We start from the raw sequence: 24187 nt of genomic DNA, 5'->3' as shown, positions 1-24187 counted from the left end.
TTTTCAGAAAAACCCGGTTTCGGAACGCGTTCAGCCCTTCTGGGCAAGAACCGCATCACGAATACGCTGGCCGATCTTTTCATCGACGTTCGACCAGTATTCGAACACACGCGACAGGACCGGCTCTTCAACACCGCCAGCAATATGACCGGCTGCGTTCTGAACGAGACGCTCGCGGGCTGCGTCGTCCATGACACGATTGACCAGATCATTGGCCTGGCTGAAATCATTGTCATCCGCACGCAGCGTGTAAGCTGCACGAACGAACTCGCCATCGGCTGCCCAGACGGCATTCTCAGGGAAACGCTCGGAATTGGCGACCGGTCCACCCTTCGAGTTCGGCACATAGACCGGGTCGGAGGCGTTATGCGACCGCATGGTTCCGCCCTTGGTGTAGGAGTGAACCGGGCATTTCGGCGCGTTTACCGGGATCTGCTTGTAGTTCACACCCAGCCGGGCACGATGCGCGTCGGCATAGGCAAAGGAACGCGCCAGCAGCATCTTGTCGGGTGAAAGACCCGTTCCCGGCACATGGTTGTTAGGCTCGAAAGCCACCTGCTCGATCTGCGCAAAGAAATCAGTCGGGTTACGGTCAAGCACGAGCTTGCCGACCTCGATCAGCGGATATTCGCTCTGCGGCCAGACCTTGGTGAGATCGAACGGATTGATGTGATAGGTCTTGGCATCTTCATACGGCATGATCTGCATCTTGAGCGTCCAGCTGGGATGCTCGCCGCGCTTGATGGCCTCATACAGATCACGACGGTGGTAATCGGCGTCGCTACCAGCCAGCTTGTCTGCCTGATCCTGCGTGAGGCACTTGATGCCCTGGTCGGTCTTGAAATGATACTTTACCCAGAAGCGCTCACCAGCCTCGTTGACCCACATATAGGTATGGCTCGAAAAGCCATCCATGTGGCGCCAGCTGGCAGGAATACCGCGATCACCCATGAGCCAGGTGACCTGATGGGCCGTTTCCGGGCTGAGCGTCCAGAAATCCCACTGCATGTCATTATCACGCAGACCGTTATCCGCACGACGCTTCTGCGAGTGGATGAAATGCTGGAATTTCATCGGGTCACGCACGAAGAAGACGGGCGTGTTGTTGCCCACCATGTCGAAATTGCCCTCTTCGGTGTAGAATTTCACCGAAAAGCCGCGCGGGTCACGCCAGGTATCCGGGCTGCCCGACTCACCGGCAACCGTCGAGAAACGCACGACCGTCTCGGTCTTCGCGCCTTTCTGAAGGAACTTCGCCTTTGTGTAGCGGCTCAGGTCATGCGTGACCTCGAAATGACCAAACGCGCCGCCGCCCTTTGCATGAGGCTGACGATCAGGGATCATCTCGCGATTGAAGGCGGCCATCTGCTCGATGAGATAGTGATCATGAAGCAGGATCGGACCGTCAGCGCCGACGCTCAGCGAATAGTCGGTGCTGGCGACAGGGGCGCCTGAATCAGTGGTGGCTTGTTTGGCACGAGTGTCAGACATGGAGGCTCTCCGGTATAATCACGTGACACTATAAAGGCCCGTAACGAAGACGGTTCCCTAAGCCCTTTATCGGTATATTTTGAAAAACAGACAGAAATCCGGTTGAAATTTATAAGCAGTTAAGAATGAGTCTTATCTCTATGGATTCCAGAAGCTCGAGCAGGCGAAATAGAAGCTCGAATACTTAATAAACAGAAATTAACCAACGTCCGGTGCAGTCAAAAGGTTCAGTCAAGGCTTCCAGATCTTCCGGCTGCGCCTGACACTTTGCCCGCTCATTCCGCTATTCGTCCGTCTCAAAGCAAACGGTTGGAACGAGCAAAACGCGATGTTCGCCGAGGTAGCTCTCAAACCACCTCTCAAAGCATCCCCGACCGATCAGGCCAGGACACACCCCGCACCATGACCGGATAGGCCGCGAAAGCCTTAGCGAAATCGCGCAGGGCGCGGTCGCTGTCGCCCGCCTCTGCCCAGCTTTCAAGACCGATTACCCCCCGATAACCAAGGCGGCGAAGGGCTCTGGCAATGGCAGGATAATTGATTTCACCCGTGCCGGGCTGACACCGCCCCGGCACGTCAGCCACCTGGATTTCGCCAATGAACGGCATGGCGCGTTCCAGCAGGGCAATCAGATTCCCCTCCCCGATCTGCGCATGATAAAGATCGAGCATCAGGCGCAGGGAGGGATGATCGACTGCCTGCACAAGGCTCAGACAATCCTCCGCCCGACCGAAGGGTACATCGGGATGATCGACCGCCGCGTTGAGATTTTCGAGCACGAACATGACATCGTGCTTCTCTCCCAAGTCAGCCAGACGTGACAGGGTGTCACGGGCCTTCATCCACATGGCCCCATCAGCCCCCTTGACGCAGGGTTTGACCGGCAGCCCCTCAGGCCCAAGCCCCGTGCCATGCAGATTGAGCCGCGGCACACCCAGATCCTTCGCCGCCCAGATCGAGAGTTCTGCCGTGCGCAGCATCTCATGAGCGCCCGCGTCATCAGCGAGTGTCCCACTGACATAGCCCGTCATGGAGGAGAAAACAGCGCCGCTGGCGGCGAGACGCTTCAGGTCATGGCGCGTCCAGTCCCAGATCTCGACCAGAAACCCTTCCCTTGCGAGATGTTTCACCCGGTCGATGAACGGCAGATCGAGAAATACCATCTCCGCACAGACGGCGAGAGAAAACTGATCTGACTGGCCCTCCGGCCCGGTTCCGGAACGCATGATGGCTTTCCTCCTGACGCAGAAACGCCTCTTACAACTCGCCAGTCAGGAACTGTGCGCGGCCATGACCGAAAGACCAGTGCGCGTCTTCATTCTCGACAACCGAAACCATGACATCAGACGGCACTATGCCGCAGTCACGCTCAAGGCGCTCGGTCAGACGCCGGTAGAAGGCGGCATTTTTGGCCTCACCGCGAGGTCTGCTGAACATCTGCAAGACCAGCATCCTGTCGGTTCTGGGGATATCGAGACCGGTATCCTCGACAATCATATGGGTCTTCCTGTGTTCCGAGACGATCTGGTAGCGATCCCCGCGAGGCACTTCGAATACTTCAAGCATGGCTTCATGGGCCGCATCGAGCATCGCCTTTATCTCGGCGTCACTGCGTCCCTCTACGACATGAAAATGCAGCAGCGGCATGATACTTCCTTGTTTCTGACGCCCCCTCCCCGGACTAGGCCACGGGGAGGAGGCCGGGGCTCAGAGCGAGAGCCAGGTTCTGTCCTTGTGCGACATGACGGCGGCATCGATCAGACGCTGCACCTCCCATGCCTCGCGAAAATCGGGGCTCGCCGCGACACCCTGATCGATGGCCCGGATGAACTCGGCCATTTCGATGGTCTTGAGGTCGTTGAAGCCAAGATGGTGACCGCCCGCCACACAGAACGCCCCATAAGGCGCATGTTGCGGGCCGGACTCGATCACGCGAAAACCATTGCTTCGCGTGTCTTCCCCTGCCTTGAAATACTGCAGTTCGTTCATGCGCTCCTGGTTGAACACCAGCGTGCCCTTGCTGCCCGAAACCTGAAAACCGAGCTGCATATTGCGGCCTGTCGCCAGCCAGTTGGCCTGCAATGTCCCCGAGCAGCCACGCTCGAACCCTACGATCATGCGGGCAATATCATCCACGCCCACCGGCTTGTGCTCGCTGCTTCCCGGTTTGACCGGGCGCGATTTGATGGGCGTATCGAGCTGGGCAAAAACCTGTGTCACAGGCCCGAGCAGAAAACGGGCGATGGCAATGATATGGCTGCCCACATCGGCAATTGCGCCCTGACCGCCGGCAGGGTCGCAGCGCCATGACCAGGGCGTCTGCGGATCGGCCATGAAGCCTTCGGCGTGAATGCCGTTGAAGTCGGTAATCTCGCCCAGTTCACCCGCAGCAATCATCTCGCGGGCATATTTCAGGAGCGGATTCTTGAGATAGTTGAACCCGCTTGCCGTGCGCACGCCAGCCTGTTCGGCGGCAAGCGTCATTTCCTGCGCATCGGTGGCGCTGATGGCCAGCGGCTTTTCACAATGCACATGCTTGCCCGCAGCGATGGCTGCCAGCGCCATTTCCTTATGGAACAGGGTGGGTGTTGTGATCGACACCACATCGATTTCGGGGTCTTCGATCAGTTGCTGCCAGTCAGTCAGGGCTCTGGTGAATCCGAACTGATGCCTGAACAATTCAGCCCGTGCGCCATCGATATCCGCCACGGCATGCAGAACCGGACGCGGGATATCGTCGAACACATTGCCTGCCGCCTGATAGGAAAGCGCATGGGCTTTACCCATGAAGCCAGTACCGATCAGACCGACGCGAAGGATTTTTCTCATGGTCGTTATTCCTCGCTCAGACATGACGCGTGGTGTTGGAGGCAACCGTCGAGGCGGAAGCCGAAGCCGTACGGTGATTGATCATCGTGTCCTCGATTTTTTCGAGCGAGACCCCTTTTGTCTCGGGTACGAATTTCATCACGAACCACAGGGCAAACAGACCGAGCAGCGCAAACAGCCACATCGAAAAGGCACCATGGAATTGCTCGGAGAGGTATTTGTTTTCGCTCAGCATGGGGAAGCACTGGCTGACGATGAAATTCATGCCCCATTGCGACGTCACGGCCAGGCTGATGCCCACGGCGCGGAAACGGTTGGGGAAGATTTCAGAAATCAGGATCCAGCAGACAGGCCCCCAGGACAGACCGAACATGAGCATGAAGACGAGCATGCCTGACAGCGCCATCAGACCGGTGGATTGCGTGTAGAGCCCCCAGGACACGACCAGCAAACCCAGGATCATCCCGATGGAACCCCAGAGCATGAGGGGTTTGCGACCATGACGATCGACAATCCAGGCGCCGATGATGCAGCCGAGCAAAAGCGCAAAACCGATCCAGATGGTCTGGAACAGGGCCGCCTGAAGGCTGCCACTGGTCGATTTCAGCACCATCGGTGCGTAATACATCATGACATTGATGCCGGTGACCTGCTGCAGCGCAGCGATGCTGGCCCCCACGAAAATGATCCAGCGCGCCCGGGCGTCACCCAGCACCTTGCTGAAACCCAGCGAGCTTTTGGCAACCGCGCCGAGGGACTGCCTGATTTCAGCATGCAGATTGCGGGCATGATGTTCATTGGAGATACGCGTGAGCGTTTTCAGGGCTTCGTCATGACGCCCCTTGAGAACATGCCAGCGCGGCGATTCCGGAATGAAGAAAATCATCGCGCAGAACAGGATGCAGGGCACGATTTCTGACCCAAACATCCAGCGCCACCCCATATCCAGCAGCCATTCGGGCGTGGCCGAACGGGCAATGAGGTAATTGACGATGAACACCACGACCTGACCGAAGACGATCGCGAATTGCTCCATGCTGAGCGCACGGCCGCGCATGTCCTTTGGCGAGACTTCGGACATGTACATGGGCGACACGGCAGAGGCGACGCCCACAGCAACGCCACCCAGCATGCGATAAATGACGAACCAGGTAAAATCGGTGGCAAGCGCTGTGCCAATCGACTGCACACTGAACAGAAGAGCGCAGATGAACAGGGTGATACGACGACCAAAACGGTCTGCCATGGCGCCCGAAACAATGGCACCGACCATGCAGCCGATCACGACATTGGAGACAGCCCAGCCCGTCTGGGCCGGCGAAAGATGGAAATATTCCTGCAAGGGCGAAATCGCGCCGGAAATGACCGACGTGTCATAGCCAAACAGGATACCGCCCAAGGCCGCGATCGCACAGATACGCAGCACATAGCCCACATCATGACGCTCTGATTGCACCATGACGACGTCTTTTACTCTTCTCATGAAATGTTCTCCTTTCCCGGCGTTTTATCGCCGGGAGGGACAGTCATTGATTGGGTTCAGACAGCCGTTCTGGATCCTGTGCGCCCTGTGCTGCTCATGCGCCTGCGATGACGCGGCAGATCCCGACGGCCCTGTCGATGCGGTTTTCTTCCTTCCGCCTGAAAATGGTCAGCCGCCGTAGAGAGACGGACGTGCTGTCATGTCTATTTTCTCGATCTGGCCGGTTTCCTGCGCTCTGACGCAGGCATCGGCGGCGACAGAGGCGCAGTAACCATCCCATGACGTCGCGCCATTGAGCGCGTCTGCCTTCACCCCGTTGATGAAGTCCTGCAGCTCGACGTCATAGGCCGCGATGAAACGCTCTTTCCAGTCGGTCATGATTTCTGTCGAGCGGGCTGCCGATTTGCGCAGCTCAACGGCGGGCGGCATCGGCAGGCTGGCTTCACCGAGCTCGCCGACCACCGCGCATTTGATATCGTAGCCGTACTGGCAATTGACGAAGATCTCGACATCGATACGGATGCCTTTTTTCGTTTCCAGCAGAACGATCTGCGGATCACGGATATGCGCCATGGCCTTGCTGCTGCTGCGAGGGAAAATGACCTGCGCGCTTACGTAATCATCGCCCAGCATCCAGCGGAACACGTCCAGCTCATGAATGAGCGTATCGGTGATCCCCATGTCGGTCTTGTAATTTGCACCCACACGCTGGTTGCGATGGGCTGCATGGATCATCAGCACCTCACCAATCTCACCCTTGTCGATGAGCGATTTGAGCGCGCGATAGCCAGTATCATAAGGCCGCATGAAACCGACCTGCACCAGCCTCCTGCCGTAGGCCGCCTCGGCCTCGACGATTTTCAGGCAATCTTCAGCCGTTGTTGCGAGCGGCTTTTCGCAGAAGACATATTTCCTGTGACGAATGGCCTCGAGCACATATCGTGCGTGGGTGCCCCCCCAGGAGGTCACGATCACCGCCTCGACCTCGGGCAGGGCAATCAGCGATTCACCGTCATCGGGCACCTTTGCGCCGGGGGCGTATTTTTCAGCCACCTCGCGGGCGCGATCGAGATTGACATCCGTCACGGCAACGATCTCGGCACCAGAGAGTGCCTGCATGCAGCGACGGATATGGTCTTCACCAATGGCACCCGTGCCAATGACACCAATCTTGAGAGTCATGTCTCTGAACTCCGCTTTTCCGGATCAGTAGGGAAGAAAGGCCTGGTCGGGATCCATGGTGAATTTCCACACCCGGCGCGGCCCTGCCATCACGTTGAGATAATAGAGGTCAAACCCGTGCGGGGCACCGACAGGGTGATAGCCCTTGGGCACCAGCACCACGTCACGATCGGCCACAGCCATGGCCTCGTCGAGCGACCCATCCTTGGTATAGACACGCTGCAACGCGAAACCGCTGCCGCGTTTCAGACGGTGGTAATAGGTTTCCTCGAGATAGGTCTCGTTCGGGAAATCATCCGTATCATGCTTGTGCGGCGGATAGCTCGACCAATGCCCGCCCGGTGTGATGACCTCAACCACAAGCAGCGTTTCCGCTGGCGCCGTATCGGGCAGAATATTGCGCACAAAGCGCTGATTGGTGCCGGTGCCACGCGTCAGTTCGCCGACCTCTGACGGGGGAATGACCCTTGCCGGATATTTCCCCTTGGCGGGCGAGCCGCAGACGGCGAGTTCCACCGCTGTCTCAGCCTCGACGCGCCACTCCGCACCTGAAGGAAGATAGACCGACCAGGGCGCCCCACTGAACGGGTCCATGCGTTCGCCCAGCACACCGAAATCCTGCCCGGCGCCGATAATTCGTGCCCTGCCGCTCACCAGCACAAGGCAGACCTCGTTCGGCCCTGTGCGGTCTGCAATCTGCTCACCCGCGGCCAGAGACCGGACATTGAAATCGATATAACCCCACCCCGCCGATTGCGGTGTGACCGAGACGGTGCGTTTCTTCTCGTCGGGCTTGTGCGAATGCACCAGAAGCCGGGAGCTCATGACGCATCCCCTTTCATATGGCCCGTCGCGATCAGCGTATCGACCAGATAATTGCGGCCCATGCGCGCATAGACGAGCGGATTGGCAATTTCAGGGTCCTGTTCGGCTTCGAGCACAATCCAGCCGGAATAATCGGGCAGTTCGCGCATGACGCGGGCATAATCGATGCAGCCATCGCCGGGTACGGTAAAGACACCAGACAACACACTGCGCAGGAAGCTCCAGTCATAGACATCAGCCTGGGCGCGCTTGAACGGACGAATATCCTTGCCATGCACATGGCGGATGCGCTCACGATAGGAACGTGCCAGCTCTGCCGGATCGGAGCCGCCCCAGAGCGCATGGCCCGTATCGAGCAGCAGCTTCACTGACGGCCCCGTCAGATCCATGAAGCGCGCGATATCCTCGCGCGACTGCACGACCGTGCCCATATGGTGATGGTAGACAAGATCGATCCCGTGATCGGCGAGGAAACCGGCCACGACCGTCATGCGGCGGGCAAATTCCTGCCACTCCCCAGCAGCCAGATAGGGGCGCGCAGAAAGCGGGGTATCGATCTGGCCATGAATGGCATTCGATGTCTCGGCTGCGATGCAGACCTTGCATCCCATGCCCTTGAGCAGTTCGAGACGCGGCTTGAGGGCGGCAATTTCCTCCTCGGCGCTGCGCGTCAGCAACTCGGTCGACCACCAGCCGGAAATGAATTCGAGCCCGAACGGTTCGAGTGCCGCCTTCATGCCGGAAACGGTCTGGGGAAATTTATGCCCAAGTTCCATGCCCTGGATCCCGGCCTTTCTGGCCTGAGCCAGACACATCTCAAGCGTTGTGGATGCGCCAACCGACTGCATGTCGTCATTGGACCAGATGATAGGATTGGCGCCGATCTTGATCGTCATACTCGTCTCCTTGCCCCGCCGCCTGTCTTGGGCGGGGCGGCATGAACCTGTCTCAGTTGCCGATGCGCTGTGCGCCGCGCTTGCGTTCGTAACCCTCACGGGCTTTTTCCACCTGAGGTCTTGGCGAGACCGCCGGCACGGCCACGTCCCACCAGGCACCGCCATCGGTCGTGGTCGGTGCGGGATCGGTGTCGATCACCAGAACCGTGGTACGATCGGCAGAACGGGCGCGCTCGACAGCCTCGGTCAGTGCCGGAAGGCCAGCGACCTTTTCCGCATGCGCGCCCAGCCCACGGGCGAGCTGCACGAAGTCGATCGCGAAGGGGCGCACCTGCCGGCAATCTTCCCAGAGATTGTTGAACGGGGCCCCGCCGCATTCCTGCTGCAGCCGGTTGATGCAGCCATAGCCATGATTATCGAGCAGCACGACAATCAGCTTCTTGTCGAGCAGCGCGGATGTCGCGATTTCGGTGTTCAGCATCAGCCAGGAACCATCGCCCAGCATCACGATCACCTCGCGATCAGGGCAGGCCATCTTGACGCCCAAAGCGCCGGCCAGCTCATAGCCCATGCAGGAAAAGCCATATTCCATATGGTATCCGCCGGGCTGCTCGGCCTGCCAGTGCTTCTGCAATTCGGCTGGCAGACCGCCCGCCGCGCACACGACCGTATCGGTGGGGCGACCGGCGCGCTGCACGGCGCCAATCACCTGCGCATCGGTTGGCAGCGTCTTCTGGCTCGCATCGGGCAGTGCCTGATAGCGGGCAGAAATCTCCATCCAGTTTCGATATTCGCGCTCCGCCTTGCCCGTCCATTCAGGAGCGGCTTTCCAGCCCTTGAGACCGTTCTGAAGCGCCGTCAGCGATTTACCGGCGTCGCCAACAACTGCCAGGGCCTGATGCTTGGTGGCATCGAAAGGCTGGATATTCAGCGAGACGATTTTCATGTCGGGATTGGAGAACAACCCCCAGGACCCGGTGGTGAAATCGGCAAGGCGGGTGCCTACGGCAATCACGAGATCCGCCTCAGCGGCCATCGCATTGGCTGCCGAACTGCCGCTGACACCAATACCGCCCATGTTCAGGCTGTTCGAGGTCGGCAGGGAGGAGCGCCCGGCCTGCGTCTCACCGACGGGGATCCCTCGCTCGGCACAGAAAGCTGCAAGCTGCTTCTCGATACCGGCATAGAGCACACCACCACCTGCAATCACCAATGGCTTGCGCGACTGGCTGATCAGGGCAATGGCCTCTTCCAGTTCGACCTCATCTGCAACAGGGCGGCGAATGCGATGAAGGCGCTCTGCAAAAAAGCTCTCGGGATAATCGAAGGCCTCGGCCTGCACATCCTGACACAGAGAGAGGGTGACAGGGCCGCATTCTGCCGGGTCGGTCAGAACGGCCATGGCACGGTTGAATGCGGGAATGATCTGCTCCGGCCGGGTGATACGGTCGAAATAGCGGGAGACCGAACGAAAGGCATCGCTCGCGCTGACCGTACCATCGCCGAAATCCTCAACCTGCTGAAGCACCGGATCGGGAATACGATTGGCAAACACATCGCCCGGCAGAAGCAGAACCGGCAGACGGTTCACATGGGCGACGGCGGCACCCGTGACCATGTTCAATGCGCCCGGCCCGATCGAGCTGGTGCAGGCCATCGCCCGACGGCGACGCGACGCCTTGGCAAAAGCCGTGGCCGCATGAACCATGCCCTGCTCGTTATGACCGCGCAGCGTCGGCAGCGCATCGCGTTGTGCATGCAGCGCCTCGCCCAGACCGGCCACATTGCCATGGCCGAAAATAGCCCAGACACCGGCAAAGAAAGGCTCGATACGCCCGTCGATTTCGGTCTTCTGTGCCATCATCGCCCGCACAAGGGCCTGGCTCATGGTCAAACGGATCGTTTTCATTCCCCTGCTCCCTGGCTTCAGGCGTTGGCGCCGGACAGCGCCGACTGGTCGCGCGATGTCCAGGCCTCTACAAAGGCGCTGAAACGACGCGCCATTTCGGCAACGGCCTGCTCATCGGTGGTTTTTCCAGCCAGCCAGTCACGAGCAGGCTGGGCAAAAATGGTGCGCCCTATGGCAAAGCCCTTGACCCAGGGCGTGGCTGCCGAAGCCCTGAAAGCTTCCATCAGCTCTTCTGCCGGGGCATCGAGGCCCAGAATCACCACACCGCGGCAGTGAGGATCACGCGCTTCGATGACTGCGCCGATGTTCTCCCAGGCCTTCGGGTCGCGCTGCCCTTCAAGCTTCCACCAGTCGGGACGCAGCCCAACATCGTAAAGACGCGAGAGAATGGACGAGACGGTATTGCTGGTGAGCGCACCGTTCTTGCCCGCGATGATCTCGATCAGGATTTCCTTGCCCAGTTTGCGGCAGGCATCCTGAGCGCGGATCAGTTCGCGCTCCTGCCGCGCCTTGAGTTCCGCGCTGTCATCGGGATGGTAGAAGCACAGGCATTTGATCACCTGCTCGCTCGGCCATTCCACAAGATGGGCGCCAAGCGATCCGCCGCTTTCGAAATCGAGCGGGCGCGAACCGGTTTTCTCGATGGGACGTGCCGTCCAGAGCCCGGCATGAGAGGCTTCGAACAGCGCCTCCTGACCGTAGCGCCCATCCATGAAGACACCAAAACCGGGACGCCCCTGCGCCACCCATTTTGCCGCCTGGACCGCGAGTTTCTTGAAAGCGGGAATGCGGTCGAAGGAAGCGCCGACAGAGGCCGCGATTTCTTCAAGCTGCAGACGATGGTCACAGGCCAGAGCCATGATGGGCGTGGTCTGCTGACGCCGCGTGGTAACCCAGTGCAGGTGGTTGAGCGCGTCATCATGACGCAAGGCGCGCTCGCTGCTGCCTTTTGCCAGAAAATAGCTGAGCTCTTCCCAGGTCGGAATTTCCGACGAGCAGAGCAGGCGCGATACGGCAAAAGCCCCGCAGGCATTGGCGAAACGGCAGCACTCGGCGATTTTCTCGCCCCTCACCCAGCCACGCAGGAAACCTGACATGAAGGCATCGCCTGCACCGAGCGTATTATAGACCTCGACGGGGAAGCCGGGGCCGGAAATGCCGTCCTCGAGCGAAGGCGGAATGGCGCCCTCGAACACGACGCACCCCATCGGTCCGCGCTTGCAGACGATCGTGGCTTTCGACACCGCCCTGATGGCACGGATGGCCTCAAGCGTATCCTCGCTGCCGCCTGCAATATGCAGCTCTTCTTCGGTCCCCACGATAAGATCGCAATGCGGCAGGATCTCTTTCAGATGGGCCGTCACGCTGTCAGATTTGACATAGCGTGACTCGCCGTCACCGATCCCGGCCAGCCCCCAGAGATTGGGGCGATAATCCACATCGAAGACGACCTTGCCGCCATGCTCATGGACAAGATCCATAGCCTTGCGCTGGGCTTTGGCCGATGCCGGACGTGAAAAATGCGTACCGGTCACGACAACCGCTCTGGTGCGTGCAATCAGCGCCGGATCGATATCGCCCTCATCAAGCGCCGCATCGGCGCAATCGGTACGATAAAAAAGCAGCGGGAAATTTTCACGGTCACGCACACCCAGAATGGCCAGAGCCGTGAAGCGGTCGCGGTCGATACGCACACCGTCGGTGCATACCCCCTCGCGCTGAAGCTGCTCTGTAATGAACCGGCCGAAATGCTCGTGCCCCACGCGCGTGATAAGCGCCGATTTGAGCCCGAGACGGGCGGTGCCGATCGCGATATTGGCGGGACACCCGCCGACAGCCTTGCTGAAACTGGCCATATCTTCGAGACGGCCGCCAATCTGCTGTCCGTAAAGATCGACTGAAGAACGTCCTATTGCGACGATATCGAGATCCTGTCCGCGCATCCCCGACTCCTGCAGCATGTTACGTTGCACATGATAAGAACATACATTCCGTTCATGGTCACGCCGTAGAACGTACATTCCCTAATTTTCTTTAACTTCGCACGCTTATGTGATTAAGTCTGGCCGAACGCCCGGGGCGCATCGTGCGGCCGCTTCGTCCGGGGGGCGTGAAATGCTATGGAATGTTTATTCCCTTTTCGGATTGTGCAGCCTTGACCGAGATTCCCGAAGATCCCTCACCCACCCAATCCGATTTCGACGCGTTTCATCACCGGCTGCGCCTTTGCTACGCCGAACTGCCGAAAAGACTGGTGCAGCTGGCAGATTTCGTCAGCGATGCGCCCGACGAAGTCGCTCTGGGCACAGTCAGTTCTCTGGCCAGCCAGGCCGGGGTGCAGCCCTCAACCGTGGTGCGCTTTGCCCGCACGCTTGGATTTGCCGGTTTTTCGGATATGCAGGCCGTTTTTCGCGACAGGCTGCGCGTGCGCAATGTCACCTATCGGGAGCGGGTCAATGCGCTACACCGCGTCGATGGCGAGGCGGTGGAGGCCTCGGTCATTTTCAACGGGTTTTATGAAGCAGCCCAGGAATCGCTGCGTGCACTTCAGACACAGCTGATGCCAGACAGACTCGAGGCTGCGGTCACGACCCTGGCCCAGGCCGAGTGTCTCTATCTTCTCGGGTTGAGACGCTCGATGCCGGTCATTCGCTATCTGTCCTATCTTCTCGCAAAGCTCGATATCCGTCACCAGATCATCGGGCTCGAAACCGGCATGGAAGAAGAAAGCTTTGCCCATGCCGGGCCGAAAGATGCCGCCCTGCTTCTGAGCTACAAGGCCTATGCACCACGCACCGTGGAATTGTTCGAAGCCCTTGAGGCACGACAGGTGCCCGTCATTTCCATGACCGACAGCGCTGCCAGTCCGGTCATTCCGCAATCAGGGCTATGGCTTGAAGTACACGAGGCGGATTTTCAGGGCTTTCGCTCAAACGCCGCCTCGATGGTTCTGGTCTCGACGCTCGCCGCTGCCGTGGCAGAGCGCCGGGGCTGAGCGCGACTTCTCTCATTCCGCCAGTTCAAAACTCCCAACGAGTTTTTTCAGACCACCCGCCATAGTGGCCAGGTGGCGGCTGGCTGCCGCGCTTTGTTCGGCAGAAGCCGCATTCTGCTGTGTGACAGTTTCCATGCTTCTCATGGCCGCATCGAGCTGCCTGATACTGGTCAGCTGATCGCGTGTGGCCTGGGCGATGTTGGCAACCAGGGTGCTCGTCGTCGCAAACTGGCCAAGGAGTCTCTGCAGCGCCTCACCGGTTTCACGAACGGAAGAAACGCCCGCCTCGACCTGCCCGGATGACGTGGCAATGAGAGCCGAAATCTCCTTGACCGCCTCAGCCGACCGGTGCGCCAGATTGCGCACCTCTCCCGCCACGACGGCAAAACCGCGTCCCGTATCGCCAGCACGTGCGGCCTCGACGCCTGCATTCAGGGCCAGGATATTGGTCTGGAATGCCAGATCACTGATGATCTGCACGATCTTGGCAATCGATCTGGACGAACCGTCGATCCGGCCCATGGCTTCAATGGCACGGATCACCACAGTCTCGGCCTGCTCGGCATCTGCCTTCGAGGAATCGATAATCCTGTGCATGGTTGTCGTCTCATCCGTCGTCTCCTGCACACGATGGGTAATGGCAATCAGGGCGGCGGCTGTCTCCTCGAGTGTTGCGGCCTGCTGCTCGGTCCGTCTGGAGAGATGATCAGAAGCCGTGGCAAGCTCCTCTGTCGAATTGCCGATTCCGAGTGCCGAACCCGAGACACTGGAAAAAGCACGCGAGAGCTGAACGAAGGATCGATTGAAATCTGCGCGCAATGGCTCGAGTTGCGGGGCAAATTCCTTGCTGATCTGAACCGACAGATCGCCTTTGGCCATTCTGGCGAGCCCTTCAGCAAGAAGATCGGTCGCTTCCTGCACCTGCCGGGCGGCGAGTTCGCTCTCAGCCTGTCTTTTCAGATTTTCCTGCTCCTGCAGGCGCTGCGTTTGTCTTGCCTCTTCTTCAAGACGGGCTTTTTCAATCGCCCCCTGACGGAAAACCTCGACAGATCCGGCCATGATGCCGATTTCGTCACGTCGATCCGAACCGGGCACCATGATCGCCGTATTGCCGGCCGCCAGTGCATTCATGGCGCCTGTCATCCTGACCACCGGGGAGGCAATGGATCGCAGCAGGGCCACGCCCATGACAATGGCAATAAGGGCCGTCACACCTCCGCCGACGAACAGGGTGAGCGTGCCGGTTCGATGAGCCCGCACCGCCAAGGCGCTTCGCGATAAGACCGTCTCCCGTTCAGCCTTGACGAGATTGCCGATATGCAGACGGATCGCCGTGAGCCGGGCCGTATTGGCAATATCGACACGCGTCCGGTCGATAAGCTCCGGATGCGACATTGCCGCAATGGTTCCTGCCATCTGGGCATTGAAGACATCGATCGCGGTCAGCATCGGTCGATAGTCGCTGTCGATCTGACCGCGCGGCACTGTGACCTCGAGCCGAGCCAGTAGGGGCGGAACGCGCGATTGATAGCCATCGATACGGGTAATGAACTGCCTGTTCGTGCTGGCGACATAGCCACGCATCGCATTCTGGCTTTCGACCAGCGTATCGAGCAGATCATTGAGTGCGGTGATCGTCTGTTGCGCCTGCTCATTACCCAGATCTGCTGTCCTGATCTGCGAGAGCGAGCGGAAAGCGACAAATGAGAAGATGACCACCACCCCCACAATGATGGAGAATGACAGCGTCAATTTTCCCAGAATACTGATGTTTTTCGTCATCTCTTTACCGATTCATCAGGCACATACAGTCATGATCATTCGGGATTATGGAAAAACTGATTTCAAAAAAGTTAAGGGAATCTCTATAATATTTATTTAACAAATCCGGGAAAATAAGATAATTTTGTATAGTTTACAGTATTACAATTATATTATTCTAGATTATAAAATCTTTATTTTCTGAAAAATATAATCTCCCTCTTTATATTCCTCTTCTAGTTGATGAATCCAACTTGTCATTCGGCGAAATAGCCAGTGGCGGAAAGGCCCCGAAAGCATCGAGCTGCCTGTAGTGATAGGATGTCACGACGTCGATGCCGACATTGCGCACCATGCGCTCCAGGCCGAGCTGCTGGTATTCCTGCGCACGCAGGGGCAGGCACCGTGCGAGCAGGGCACGTGCCCCCTTGGGCGACACCACATAGGCACAAAGCCCAAAGGCCTGCTGCAGCCGAAAGGCCCGCGCCACGACCTCCTTATTTGCAAAGAGCCCTGCATTCCCCTGCATCTGTTTTTCATCCAGTGTCACGGTGCCACGGGTAATACCGGGCAAGGCGTCGATCGTGATCGGTGCGTTGAAATTATAACCCAGCAGAAGAACATCCCACCCTTCGGGCAGCTCTGCGATCAGCCTCTCGCTTTCGGTGTCGAAATTCCGGCAGAGAAGGGCATCATCTTCGAAAATGGCCAATGGGGCGCCTTGCTGCACCGACTGGCTCCACAAGCCAAGATGGGAGAGAGCCGCACCAAGCGCACCCTGGGTATAGCGCAGGCCGGTTTCGGCCACACCGCGCCTGACCAGATCATCGAGCGAAACAGCCTGCCCCTCAACGCCCGTAACGCGCTCGATTAGGCCGACATGCCCGTTCGACCTGAAAAACGAGGCAAGACGTTCCTTGTCGACTTCCCGATTGATCACGACGCGACGCATGTCTTTTGCTCTCCCTCGCGGCAAACAGCCCGATCATACTGGCTGATCTTATACCGCGCATGAGGGAGAAAGGGACAGCACCCCGATTGGCGCTGTGATCAATACCCCCTGGCGCGGTCGTAAAGAAGCGCCGGGGTTTCGCCGCGTTCAAGCTGACGAATGACGTCAGCCAGATAGAGAACCTGCGCCTCTCTCGACGCCTCTGACGCAATATGCGGTGTCAGGGTGATCCGGGGGTGATCCCAGAGCAGGGAGTCCGGTCCGAGGGGCTCCTGTGACTGAACATCCAGCACGGCACCCGAAAGATGCCCGGTTTCGAGAAGCGTCAGCAACGCCTCTTCCACCAGATGATCCCCACGCCCGACATTGACCAGTCCCGCGCCCGGTTTCAGCCTGGCCAGAAAGGCCTCATCAAGCAGGAAGCGCGTCTGGGGCGTGCTGGGCAGAAGATTGACCAGCATATCCGTGCTGCCCAGCAGGTCAGGCAGAACATCGCGCCCGACATGCACGGCAACGCCCTCATCCTGCCCGCTCTCGCCAGAACGACGCCAGGCCGACACGGCAAAACCCGAACGGGCCAGTCGTTGCGCCACCACAGCACCAATCTGGCCGTAGCCTAAAACCGTGACGCGAGTCTGATCAGAGGTCCGCGACACCAGATTACGCGCCCAGACATGACGTGCCTGTTGCAGCGCCCATGTGCGGGCATCGCGCAGAAGGCCTATCAGCGCCCAGAGCACATAATCGGCCATGAGCGCGCCGGTCTCTCCGCCGCCCATACGCACAAGTCTTACATGATGAGGGAACGTAGGGCTGGCAATCAAATGATTGACACCGGCCCCGGTGCAGAGAATGCCGCGCAGATGGTGCATCGCGCGCAGATCGTCATCGGACGCCTCCCAGACCAGGGCATAATCGGCGTCTTCACAACGGGTAGCAGGATCGAACCAGGACAGGACCCCGATATCGGGAGCATGGCGCGCGAAAGAGTCGCGCCAGCCTTCGAAGGCCTCTGCGCCATCGGCGCTGATGATCAGACGCGGTGCCATCGACTGCCCCTTTCCAGTTTCCAGAGATCGTCCTGTTTCTGATGACCAGACAGAAGGATCAGTCTTTCAGACTGGCACGTCTGAGCGGCATCGTCATGCAGTGAATACTGCCACCGCCCTGAGAGAACTGGTCAAGCGGCGTATCGAGCACCGTCAACCCGTTGTCGCGCAGCATGGCGTTGATGCGCCGGGAATGCGAGGGACTGACCACGCGCCCTTCACCGAGCGCCAGCACATTGCACCCCATATCCCGCATGGCCTCCTTGTAGGTCACAGGCAGGATGCGGATATTCTGCGCCTCGAACCAGGCGAGATCCTCGTCTTCGAGCACATCGACCACGCCGATCGCGAGGCTGTCCGTCACCATCGTGAAGATCACGTCGAGATGAAGGAAATGCTCGGGGAAATGGATCATGCGGCAGGTCCACCCCGCCTCTTCGAAAGGCTTCATGAAAGCCTGCGCACCCTCGATCGTCGTGCGACCACCGCTTACCCCTACGGCCAGAAGGCCGGGCCGGATGATATGGATATCGCCCCCCTCGACGAACCCTTCGGTGCAACGGGCTGTGATGGCGCTCTCGCCATAAAATGCCTCGATGCTCCGCGCCTCGGGCTGACGCTCGGGGCGCATGAGACGCGTCACCACCGTGCCCCATGGCGTGGTCTGGGACGAATCACGCGTATAGACCTGATAGGGCAACCCCTCTTCAGGGGTCAGGAAATGGCATTTCACCCCGGCTTTTTCGAGAAGCGCCACCAGACCGTCGAATTGCTGTTTCAGCAGCGCCGGATCAGGCCGCGCCCCACTGGCGAGTGTGCGGATGGCAATGTCATTGCTCGGATTCCAGGTATAGAAATCGGGTGGGCAGAGCAGCACATCCGACAGGGTTCCGGTTTCACTATCGATGAACCAGCGCTCAACGGTCATCGTCTTCTCCCATTTTGATGCCATGCCGCCCTTGCCGGGCTGGGCCAGACGCTAGGACGGGCCTGATCATTCCTCAATCACAATGAGGTGGAGTTTGGTTTGGCGTTTCATAAATTAAAAATACCCCCTCTGCCCTCCATACTCGCCGGATACGTCAAGCGTATCGGAAGCGGTACAAACGGTTGATCGTGTCGCAGGGAGAGCTATCATCGCATGTTGTCTGAAACAGGATCATTGCTCTTGTCCCGTCTACGCCCTGCACCCACTCCCCGACGCCTGCCCCGTGCCAGCGGGTTTCAGGGGCGTATCGCCGAGGTCGATCTGCGGCTTCTGCGCGTCTTTGCCTGTGTGGCGCAGCATGGCGGCTTTGCAGCAGCAGAGCTGGCGCTGGGCAAAAGCAAATCCTCTATCAGTATCGATATTGCCGCCCTTGAAGACAGGCTGAGCATGGTTTTGTGCCATCGCGGCCGGGCCGGGTTTGCTCTCACGCGTGAAGGCGAAGGTGTGCTCGAAGCCACCACGAAGCTTTTTAACGATATCGATCTGTTCCAGCAGCGGATCAATGATGTGAGCGGCACGCTCTCGGGCCGGTTCTGCCTCTATCTGCCCGATAATATCCAGTTTCATGGCGAAACGGCGCTGCTGCGCGCCATCCAGATTTTTACCAGCCGCTATCCAGCTGTCGAAATGGATGTACGTTCCGCCTCGACACGCGATGTCGAATTTGCCGTCCGCAACGGCACCGCAACGGCTGGGATCACTCTTTATCCGCATCAGCAGCCCGAGATGCAGGCCACGGCCCTGTTCAGTGAGCGCTCCAATCTCTATTGCGGCGCGCGCCATCCGCTTTTCGACCGTCCGGAAGAGACAATCGATATTGCCTCGCTTGCCGAAGCGCGCATGATCAGCGTCAGCGATGCCGCGTCTTCGCCGAGATGGGACGAACTGCGCCCGAGCATGAATTTTGCCGCAAAAGCAGACAATATCGACTCTCGCGCGCTCCTGATTTTATCAGGAATGTATATCGGGTTCCTGCCCGAACTCTTCGTGACCCAGATGATTCAGCAGGACCGCCTGCGTCACATCGCCTTCAATGACCTGCATCTGGTCAATCATTTCTATTTCCTGATCCGCCCCACCCCGGAAAACGGTCTCATGGCCGAAACCTTCCGCTCCATTCTCGAAGAGACATGCTGATGCGGCGCCTTTCTCAGATTCTGGCCCTGATCGCTCTTTGCCTCACAGGCGAAAAGGCACAGGCGCAGGAGCGTCCCTCTTTCATTGAGGGCGGGGTGCTGCGGGTCTGCACCAATCCGACGCTGCCCCCCATGACCTTTGTCAACGGGGCTGATCTTTCGGCGCTCGACGGCTTCGATATCGCCCTCGCCCGCGCGCTTGGCGCCTATTGGCAGGTACCGGTCGAATTCGAAACCATGGACTTCACCGGGCTGTTCCCGAGCCTCAGCGCCGGGCGTTGCGGGCTGGTGATGAGTGGCGTGCTGAAGCAGACATCCCGTGAGCGTCTGTTCGATGCCGTGGCCTATCTCGAAACCTCCCCCGTGATCGTGGCGCCGGAAAAGATTGCACCGGTGAACAGCTTCGACGCTCTGGCAGGGCAGAGCCTCGCCGTGGAATCGGGCACGAGCTACGCCGCCCGCATCGAGGAAATCAATCAGGAACTTGCCGCACGTGGCAAGCCACCCATCGCGCTGCAGCAATACCCGAGTGAAGATCAGGTTGTGCAGCAGGTTCTGGTGGGGCGTGTGCAGAATTTCCTGAGCCAGGATGTCGAGCTTTTTTACCGTGAGGCCCAGCTCGGCGGAAAACTGCATGTCATCTACAGCCCTCATCTGCCCGGCTATTCGGAATTCGCGCTCTATCTTCGCCGCGCCGGTCAGGACCGCGCCCTTCTGGCCAGTGCGCTCGACACGCTGAGGCAGAAGGGCGACATCGCCGCACTGGAAAAGAAATGGAATGTGGGCAGTGCTGCGCGCAAGGCCCTCGGCGTTGCAACACAACGGCCCCGCTTCAATACGACGACCTTCTTTTCCGCCCTGTTCTCGATGGCCTTTCTCAAGGGCGCGGGGATGACGCTGGCCATCGCCCTCGCCTCTCATGCCACTGCCATCGTGCTTTCCATCCCGATTGCCCTGAAGCTGAATGCCCCGCGTTCGCTCTGGCATCCCTTTCTGCGGGCCTATGTAGCCGTCTTTCGTGGGGCGCCGACGCTGCTCCAGCTTCTGTTCATCTGGAATGCGCTGCCGCAATTCTTTCCGATTTTCCGCGAAAGCTGGTTCTCACCGTTTCTGGCGACTTGGATCTGCCTGTCGATCAATGAATCAGCCTATCAGGTCGAGATCAATCGCGCCGCCCTCAGCGCCATCGACCCGGGGCAACTGGCTGGCGGGCAGGCGCTGGGCATGAGCCAGGCCCAGATCTATCGCCATGTGATCTTTCCGCAGGCCTTGCGCGTGGCGTTGCCGCCCACGATCAATGAGTTCATCTCCCTGCTGAAGACGACCTCTCTGGCCTCGGTTATCTCGCTGCAGGAGCTGCTATTCATCACACAGGTTCAGGTCGCACGCAGCTTCGAATTCACCGAATATTATGCGGCGGCGCTCGTCTATTATCTGGCCATGGTCTTTGCCTTCCTGCATCTGCAGAAACGCATAGAAACCCGCTTTGTCTGGGCAAGCCGTGATGGCGCCGCAAGAGAAGCCGGCAAATCCGTCCGGGCCTTGCCCGAAGCAGGAGGGCCGCGTCATGCTGCATAATCTGCCCCCCAATCCCGATTGCGCCCTCAGCCTGCGCAAGATGAGCAAATTCTACGGTGAGTTTCTGGCGCTGGACCGGATCAGCCTCGATATCGGCCATGGGGAGAAGATCGTCGTGCTCGGCCCTTCCGGCTCGGGCAAATCAACCCTGATCCGCACGCTCAACCGTATCGAGCCCCATGATAGCGGTGTGCTGATGATCGATGGCGAGATCATTGACGACAAGACAAGCCTGCCCCTGCTGCGTGGCGCCGTGGGCATGGTGTTCCAGAACTACAATCTCTTCCCGCATCTCACCGTGCTGCAGAACTGCATGCTGGCACCCAGACTGGTGCGCAAGGCGCATTACGACGCAACCGATTCCCTTGCCCGCCATTATCTCGAACAGGTCGGCATTGCTGAACAGGCCGATAAATATCCGATCCAGCTTTCCGGAGGGCAGCAGCAGCGTGTGGCCATCGCCCGCGCTTTGTGCATGGCGCCCGATATCATCCTCTTCGATGAACCCACGGCGGCGCTTGACCCCGAGGCCATCAAGGGTGTCATCGGCATTATAGACGCGCTTTCAGAGCGGCGGATTACCACGATCTGCGTGACCCATGAAATGGGGTTTGCGCGCCATATCGCCGATCGCGTGGTCTTTATGGACAAGGGCACGATCCTTGAGGTCGCCCCACCGGAATCCTTCTTTTCGAACCCGCAGACCGAGCGCGCACGTCATTTTCTGAACCAGATGATCCATCATGGGTAATGATCTGACAAAGTGAGGTTTGGTTTTTTTCAATCGAAAGACAGGTCGTTTCGCCTTCTCAATGAGCAGGAAGCCACTGACGGGAGTCCTTTTCATGACGATGCGCCTGCCCAAAGGATTTCTCCGCCTTACCAGCACAGCCCTCTCGCTCTCTGCCGGGCTGGTGCTTCTCGGCACCCAGAACGGGACGCTGGCCGCAACCCAGAAGGCGGCCGCACGCCACAACACGGGGCATAAGACAGCAGCGCGGCACAAGCCCGTGCATGCCGCACCAGAGGCCATCCAGGTGACGGGCTCGCGCGCCCAGCGCTTTCTGACGACTGCCGCAACGGTGAATGTGCTGAGCGGCCGCGAATTGCAGGCGCTTCATATCACCAGCCCCAAGGATCTCGCGGCCTATACGCCCGGCCTGACCGCGGTCAACGCAACCTCAGGCAGCACGCCGGTGTTTTCGATCCGTGGCATCGGCCTTGATGATTATACCGGCAACAACATGGGCGGGATCGGCATCTATCAGGATGGCGTGTTTGCGCCCTACCCCGTCTTTTATACCGGCCAGATGTTCGACACCCAGATGGTCAGCGTCGAAAAAGGGCCGCAGGGCTTCGATTATGGCCGCAGCAGCACGGGTGGCAATATTGCTGTCGAGACCACCAAGCCCGATGGCAAATTCGGGGGGTATGTAAACTGGGGCTATAGCAGCTACGGCACCAACACCGCGAGCGCTGCCATCAATGTGCCCATCAGCGACAGGATCCAGAACCGCACGGCCTTCTCCTATATCAACGGCGATGGCTGGCAGCGCGACATTCACACCAGCAAACGCTACGGGTCCCAAGACCAGCTTGGCCTGCGCAATCTGACACGGTTTCTGATCGATGACCGGTCGAACCTGCTGCTGAACATCCATTATACCCGCGACAAGGGCATCTCGATGTCGCCTCAGGATGTGGATGGCGATGCGGTGAACGGCTTTGCCAATGGCACAGTCGGCGTCGGGCCGAACGCCTCATACAAGGCCGTGAATGTCGGATCGAACCGCGTGGGACGCAATGAAAATGGCGGCGGGGTTTCGATCAATTACACCCATGATTTCAACTGGGGACAATTCGTTTCCACCACTGCCTTCGACGCATTCCGCCGCAGCGATTACGACAATTACGACGGTGAATCGATCAGCGTCGGCGATTATCACTGGAATGACACGTCGCTTGCGCAGTCGCATGACATGCATCTCAAGATGGATCTGGCAAAACGCTTTCACCTTACCGTCGGCATCTATGAATCCTGGGACAAGATCAACGGCGCCTATACGAGCTATCGCTCTTTCCTGCTTGGCGTGCCGAACGGCAATCTGACAGACCGCTTCGTGCAGCAGAATGTCTCGACCGGGCTTTATGTCAGCACGGTCACCAATGTTCTGAAAAATCTTGATTTCATCGCTTCCGGCCGCTTCTCCTGGGATGATCGCGGCTTCAATGGCGGTACGATCGACGATGCGGGCGCACTCACCACCAAAGGCGCCTATCTGTCACGCCTCGACACCACCCATTCCTATGCCCGCCTGACCGGGCGCGTGGGGCTCCGCTATACGATCGTTCCCGGGACGCTCGTCTATGGCACTATTTCGAACGGCTACAAGGCAGGCGCCTATTTCGCAGCTCCTGTCTCGGCGCCTCAGGCGCTGGATTATGTGCGCCCTGAAAACATGATCGCCTACGAGATTGGCGCCAAGACGAGCCTTCTGCATAATCATGTGCAGATCGAAGGCGCGTTGTTTGATTACGAATATCACAACCGTCAGACGCTTTTCGTGGCTGAGATGCCCATGAACATCACCTCGCTCAGCCTCGGCCCCATTCCCCGGGCGCGCACCCGTGGCGGCGAACTATCGAGCACGCTTCATGACCTGATCCCGAATCTCGATCTGCGTGGTTCCTTTGCCTATCTCGATGCGCAGAATATCAGCCCGGTAAACGATATCGGGGGCCTGCCGCTGCTTTCCACGGTCAGTGCCCATTCGGTGCTGCCTTTTGCACCGCGCTTTTCCTGGAATGCGGTCGCCCGCTACGGCATCGATCTGCCGCGCGCCTATCGCCTGACGCTCCAGACCAGCTACACCTGGAAAGACAATATGCTGGTGGCGCTGGGTGACCCCAATGGCGTGACCGACAAGATCAGCTCTTTCGGCATGCGTATGGAAGTCGGGCCGAAAACCGGCAAATGGACAGCCGCTGTCTATGTCGACAACATGCTCAACAAGCACGGCAATACCTATTCCTTCACCGGGTCTGACAATTCCCGCGTGCAGTTCCTGCAAACCCCGCGCTGGGTCGGCTGCGACCTGCGCTATAATTTCTGA

Annotated in this window: 19 protein-coding genes; 5 read left to right on the top strand and 14 right to left on the bottom strand. The window is 58.9% G+C overall.

Going from position 1 to position 24187, the window contains the following annotated elements; translation table 11 throughout:
- Positions 1–30: 30 nt before the first annotated feature.
- The 10 genes from IEV53_RS04770 to IEV53_RS04725 all read right to left on the bottom strand — a co-directional run bounded on the left by IEV53_RS04770 (position 31) and on the right by IEV53_RS04725 (position 12558).
- Positions 31–1491: a catalase gene (locus tag IEV53_RS04770; RefSeq protein WP_188425641.1), complete on the bottom strand. Its 1461-nt coding sequence runs from the start codon at positions 1489–1491 to the stop codon at positions 31–33.
- Positions 1492–1850: 359 nt separating this feature from the next.
- Positions 1851–2717 carry a TIM barrel protein gene (locus IEV53_RS04765; protein ID WP_188425640.1) on the bottom strand — a complete coding sequence of 289 codons (867 nt, stop codon included), beginning with the start codon at positions 2715–2717 and terminating at the stop codon, positions 1851–1853.
- Positions 2718–2748: 31 nt separating this feature from the next.
- Positions 2749–3138 carry a tautomerase family protein gene (locus IEV53_RS04760; RefSeq protein WP_188425639.1) on the bottom strand — a complete coding sequence of 130 codons (390 nt, stop codon included), beginning with the start codon at positions 3136–3138 and terminating at the stop codon, positions 2749–2751.
- 60 nt (positions 3139–3198) lie between these two features.
- Positions 3199–4320, bottom strand: a complete 1122-nt coding sequence (locus tag IEV53_RS04755) for a Gfo/Idh/MocA family protein (protein WP_188425638.1) — start codon at positions 4318–4320, stop codon at positions 3199–3201.
- Between the two features lie 16 nt (positions 4321–4336).
- On the bottom strand, positions 4337–5803 hold the full coding sequence (locus tag IEV53_RS04750; protein WP_229719601.1) for a sugar porter family MFS transporter: 1467 nt from the start codon (positions 5801–5803) through the stop codon (positions 4337–4339).
- Positions 5804–5971: 168 nt separating this feature from the next.
- The gene (locus IEV53_RS04745; protein WP_188425637.1) at positions 5972–6985 is read right to left on the bottom strand and encodes a Gfo/Idh/MocA family protein; all 1014 of its coding nucleotides are present in this window, start codon (positions 6983–6985) and stop codon (positions 5972–5974) included.
- Between the two features lie 24 nt (positions 6986–7009).
- A complete protein-coding gene (gene iolB / locus IEV53_RS04740; RefSeq protein WP_188425636.1) occupies positions 7010–7810 on the bottom strand; it encodes a 5-deoxy-glucuronate isomerase in 801 nt (266 codons plus the stop codon).
- Positions 7807–8706 carry a myo-inosose-2 dehydratase gene (iolE, locus tag IEV53_RS04735; RefSeq protein ID WP_188425635.1) on the bottom strand — a complete coding sequence of 300 codons (900 nt, stop codon included), beginning with the start codon at positions 8704–8706 and terminating at the stop codon, positions 7807–7809. Before iolE ends, iolB begins: the two co-directional genes overlap by 4 nt.
- A gap of 52 nt (positions 8707–8758) precedes the next feature.
- The gene (gene iolD, locus IEV53_RS04730; protein ID WP_188425634.1) at positions 8759–10615 is read right to left on the bottom strand and encodes a 3D-(3,5/4)-trihydroxycyclohexane-1,2-dione acylhydrolase (decyclizing); all 1857 of its coding nucleotides are present in this window, start codon (positions 10613–10615) and stop codon (positions 8759–8761) included.
- A gap of 17 nt (positions 10616–10632) precedes the next feature.
- Positions 10633–12558: a bifunctional 5-dehydro-2-deoxygluconokinase/5-dehydro-2-deoxyphosphogluconate aldolase gene (locus tag IEV53_RS04725; RefSeq protein WP_188425633.1), complete on the bottom strand. Its 1926-nt coding sequence runs from the start codon at positions 12556–12558 to the stop codon at positions 10633–10635.
- Between the two features lie 212 nt (positions 12559–12770).
- Between IEV53_RS04725 and IEV53_RS04720 the strand changes: the two genes are divergently transcribed.
- Positions 12771–13610: a MurR/RpiR family transcriptional regulator gene (locus IEV53_RS04720; protein ID WP_188425632.1), complete on the top strand. Its 840-nt coding sequence runs from the start codon at positions 12771–12773 to the stop codon at positions 13608–13610.
- A 12-nt stretch (positions 13611–13622) separates the two neighbouring features.
- On the opposite strand, the gene IEV53_RS04715 is transcribed toward IEV53_RS04720, so the two are convergent.
- The 4 genes from IEV53_RS04715 to IEV53_RS04700 form a co-directional block, all read right to left on the bottom strand.
- Entirely contained in the window at positions 13623–15392 is a 1770-nt protein-coding gene (locus tag IEV53_RS04715) for a methyl-accepting chemotaxis protein (RefSeq protein ID WP_188425631.1), read from the bottom strand.
- A gap of 202 nt (positions 15393–15594) precedes the next feature.
- On the bottom strand, positions 15595–16323 hold the full coding sequence (locus tag IEV53_RS04710; protein ID WP_188425630.1) for a glycosyltransferase family 25 protein: 729 nt from the start codon (positions 16321–16323) through the stop codon (positions 15595–15597).
- 98 nt (positions 16324–16421) lie between these two features.
- Complete coding sequence (locus IEV53_RS04705) at positions 16422–17372, bottom strand: 2-hydroxyacid dehydrogenase (RefSeq protein WP_188425629.1); 951 nt, start codon at positions 17370–17372, stop codon at positions 16422–16424.
- Positions 17373–17430: 58 nt separating this feature from the next.
- Positions 17431–18300 carry a dimethylarginine dimethylaminohydrolase family protein gene (locus IEV53_RS04700; RefSeq protein ID WP_188425628.1) on the bottom strand — a complete coding sequence of 290 codons (870 nt, stop codon included), beginning with the start codon at positions 18298–18300 and terminating at the stop codon, positions 17431–17433.
- A 240-nt stretch (positions 18301–18540) separates the two neighbouring features.
- Here IEV53_RS04700 and IEV53_RS04695 point away from each other — a divergent pair, with 240 nt between their 5' ends.
- The 4 genes from IEV53_RS04695 (at position 18541) to IEV53_RS04680 (ending at position 24187) form a co-directional block, all read left to right on the top strand.
- Positions 18541–19497, top strand: coding sequence for a LysR family transcriptional regulator (locus IEV53_RS04695; protein ID WP_229719599.1), 957 nt, complete (start codon positions 18541–18543; stop codon positions 19495–19497).
- Positions 19497–21074: an ABC transporter substrate-binding protein/permease gene (locus tag IEV53_RS04690; RefSeq protein ID WP_229719598.1), complete on the top strand. Its 1578-nt coding sequence runs from the start codon at positions 19497–19499 to the stop codon at positions 21072–21074. Before IEV53_RS04695 ends, IEV53_RS04690 begins: the two co-directional genes overlap by 1 nt.
- Positions 21064–21825, top strand: a complete 762-nt coding sequence (locus IEV53_RS04685; RefSeq protein ID WP_188425625.1) for an amino acid ABC transporter ATP-binding protein — start codon at positions 21064–21066, stop codon at positions 21823–21825. The genes IEV53_RS04690 and IEV53_RS04685 overlap by 11 nt, the downstream gene beginning before the upstream one ends.
- Before the next feature lie 94 nt (positions 21826–21919).
- A complete protein-coding gene (locus tag IEV53_RS04680; protein WP_188425624.1) occupies positions 21920–24187 on the top strand; it encodes a TonB-dependent receptor in 2268 nt (755 codons plus the stop codon).

The sequence above is a fragment of the Asaia siamensis genome, from assembly GCF_014635085.1.
Classification (GTDB): domain Bacteria; phylum Pseudomonadota; class Alphaproteobacteria; order Acetobacterales; family Acetobacteraceae; genus Asaia; species Asaia siamensis.
The sequence above is the reverse complement of the archived record's forward strand: the minus strand, read 5'-3'. Positions and strand labels throughout refer to the sequence as shown.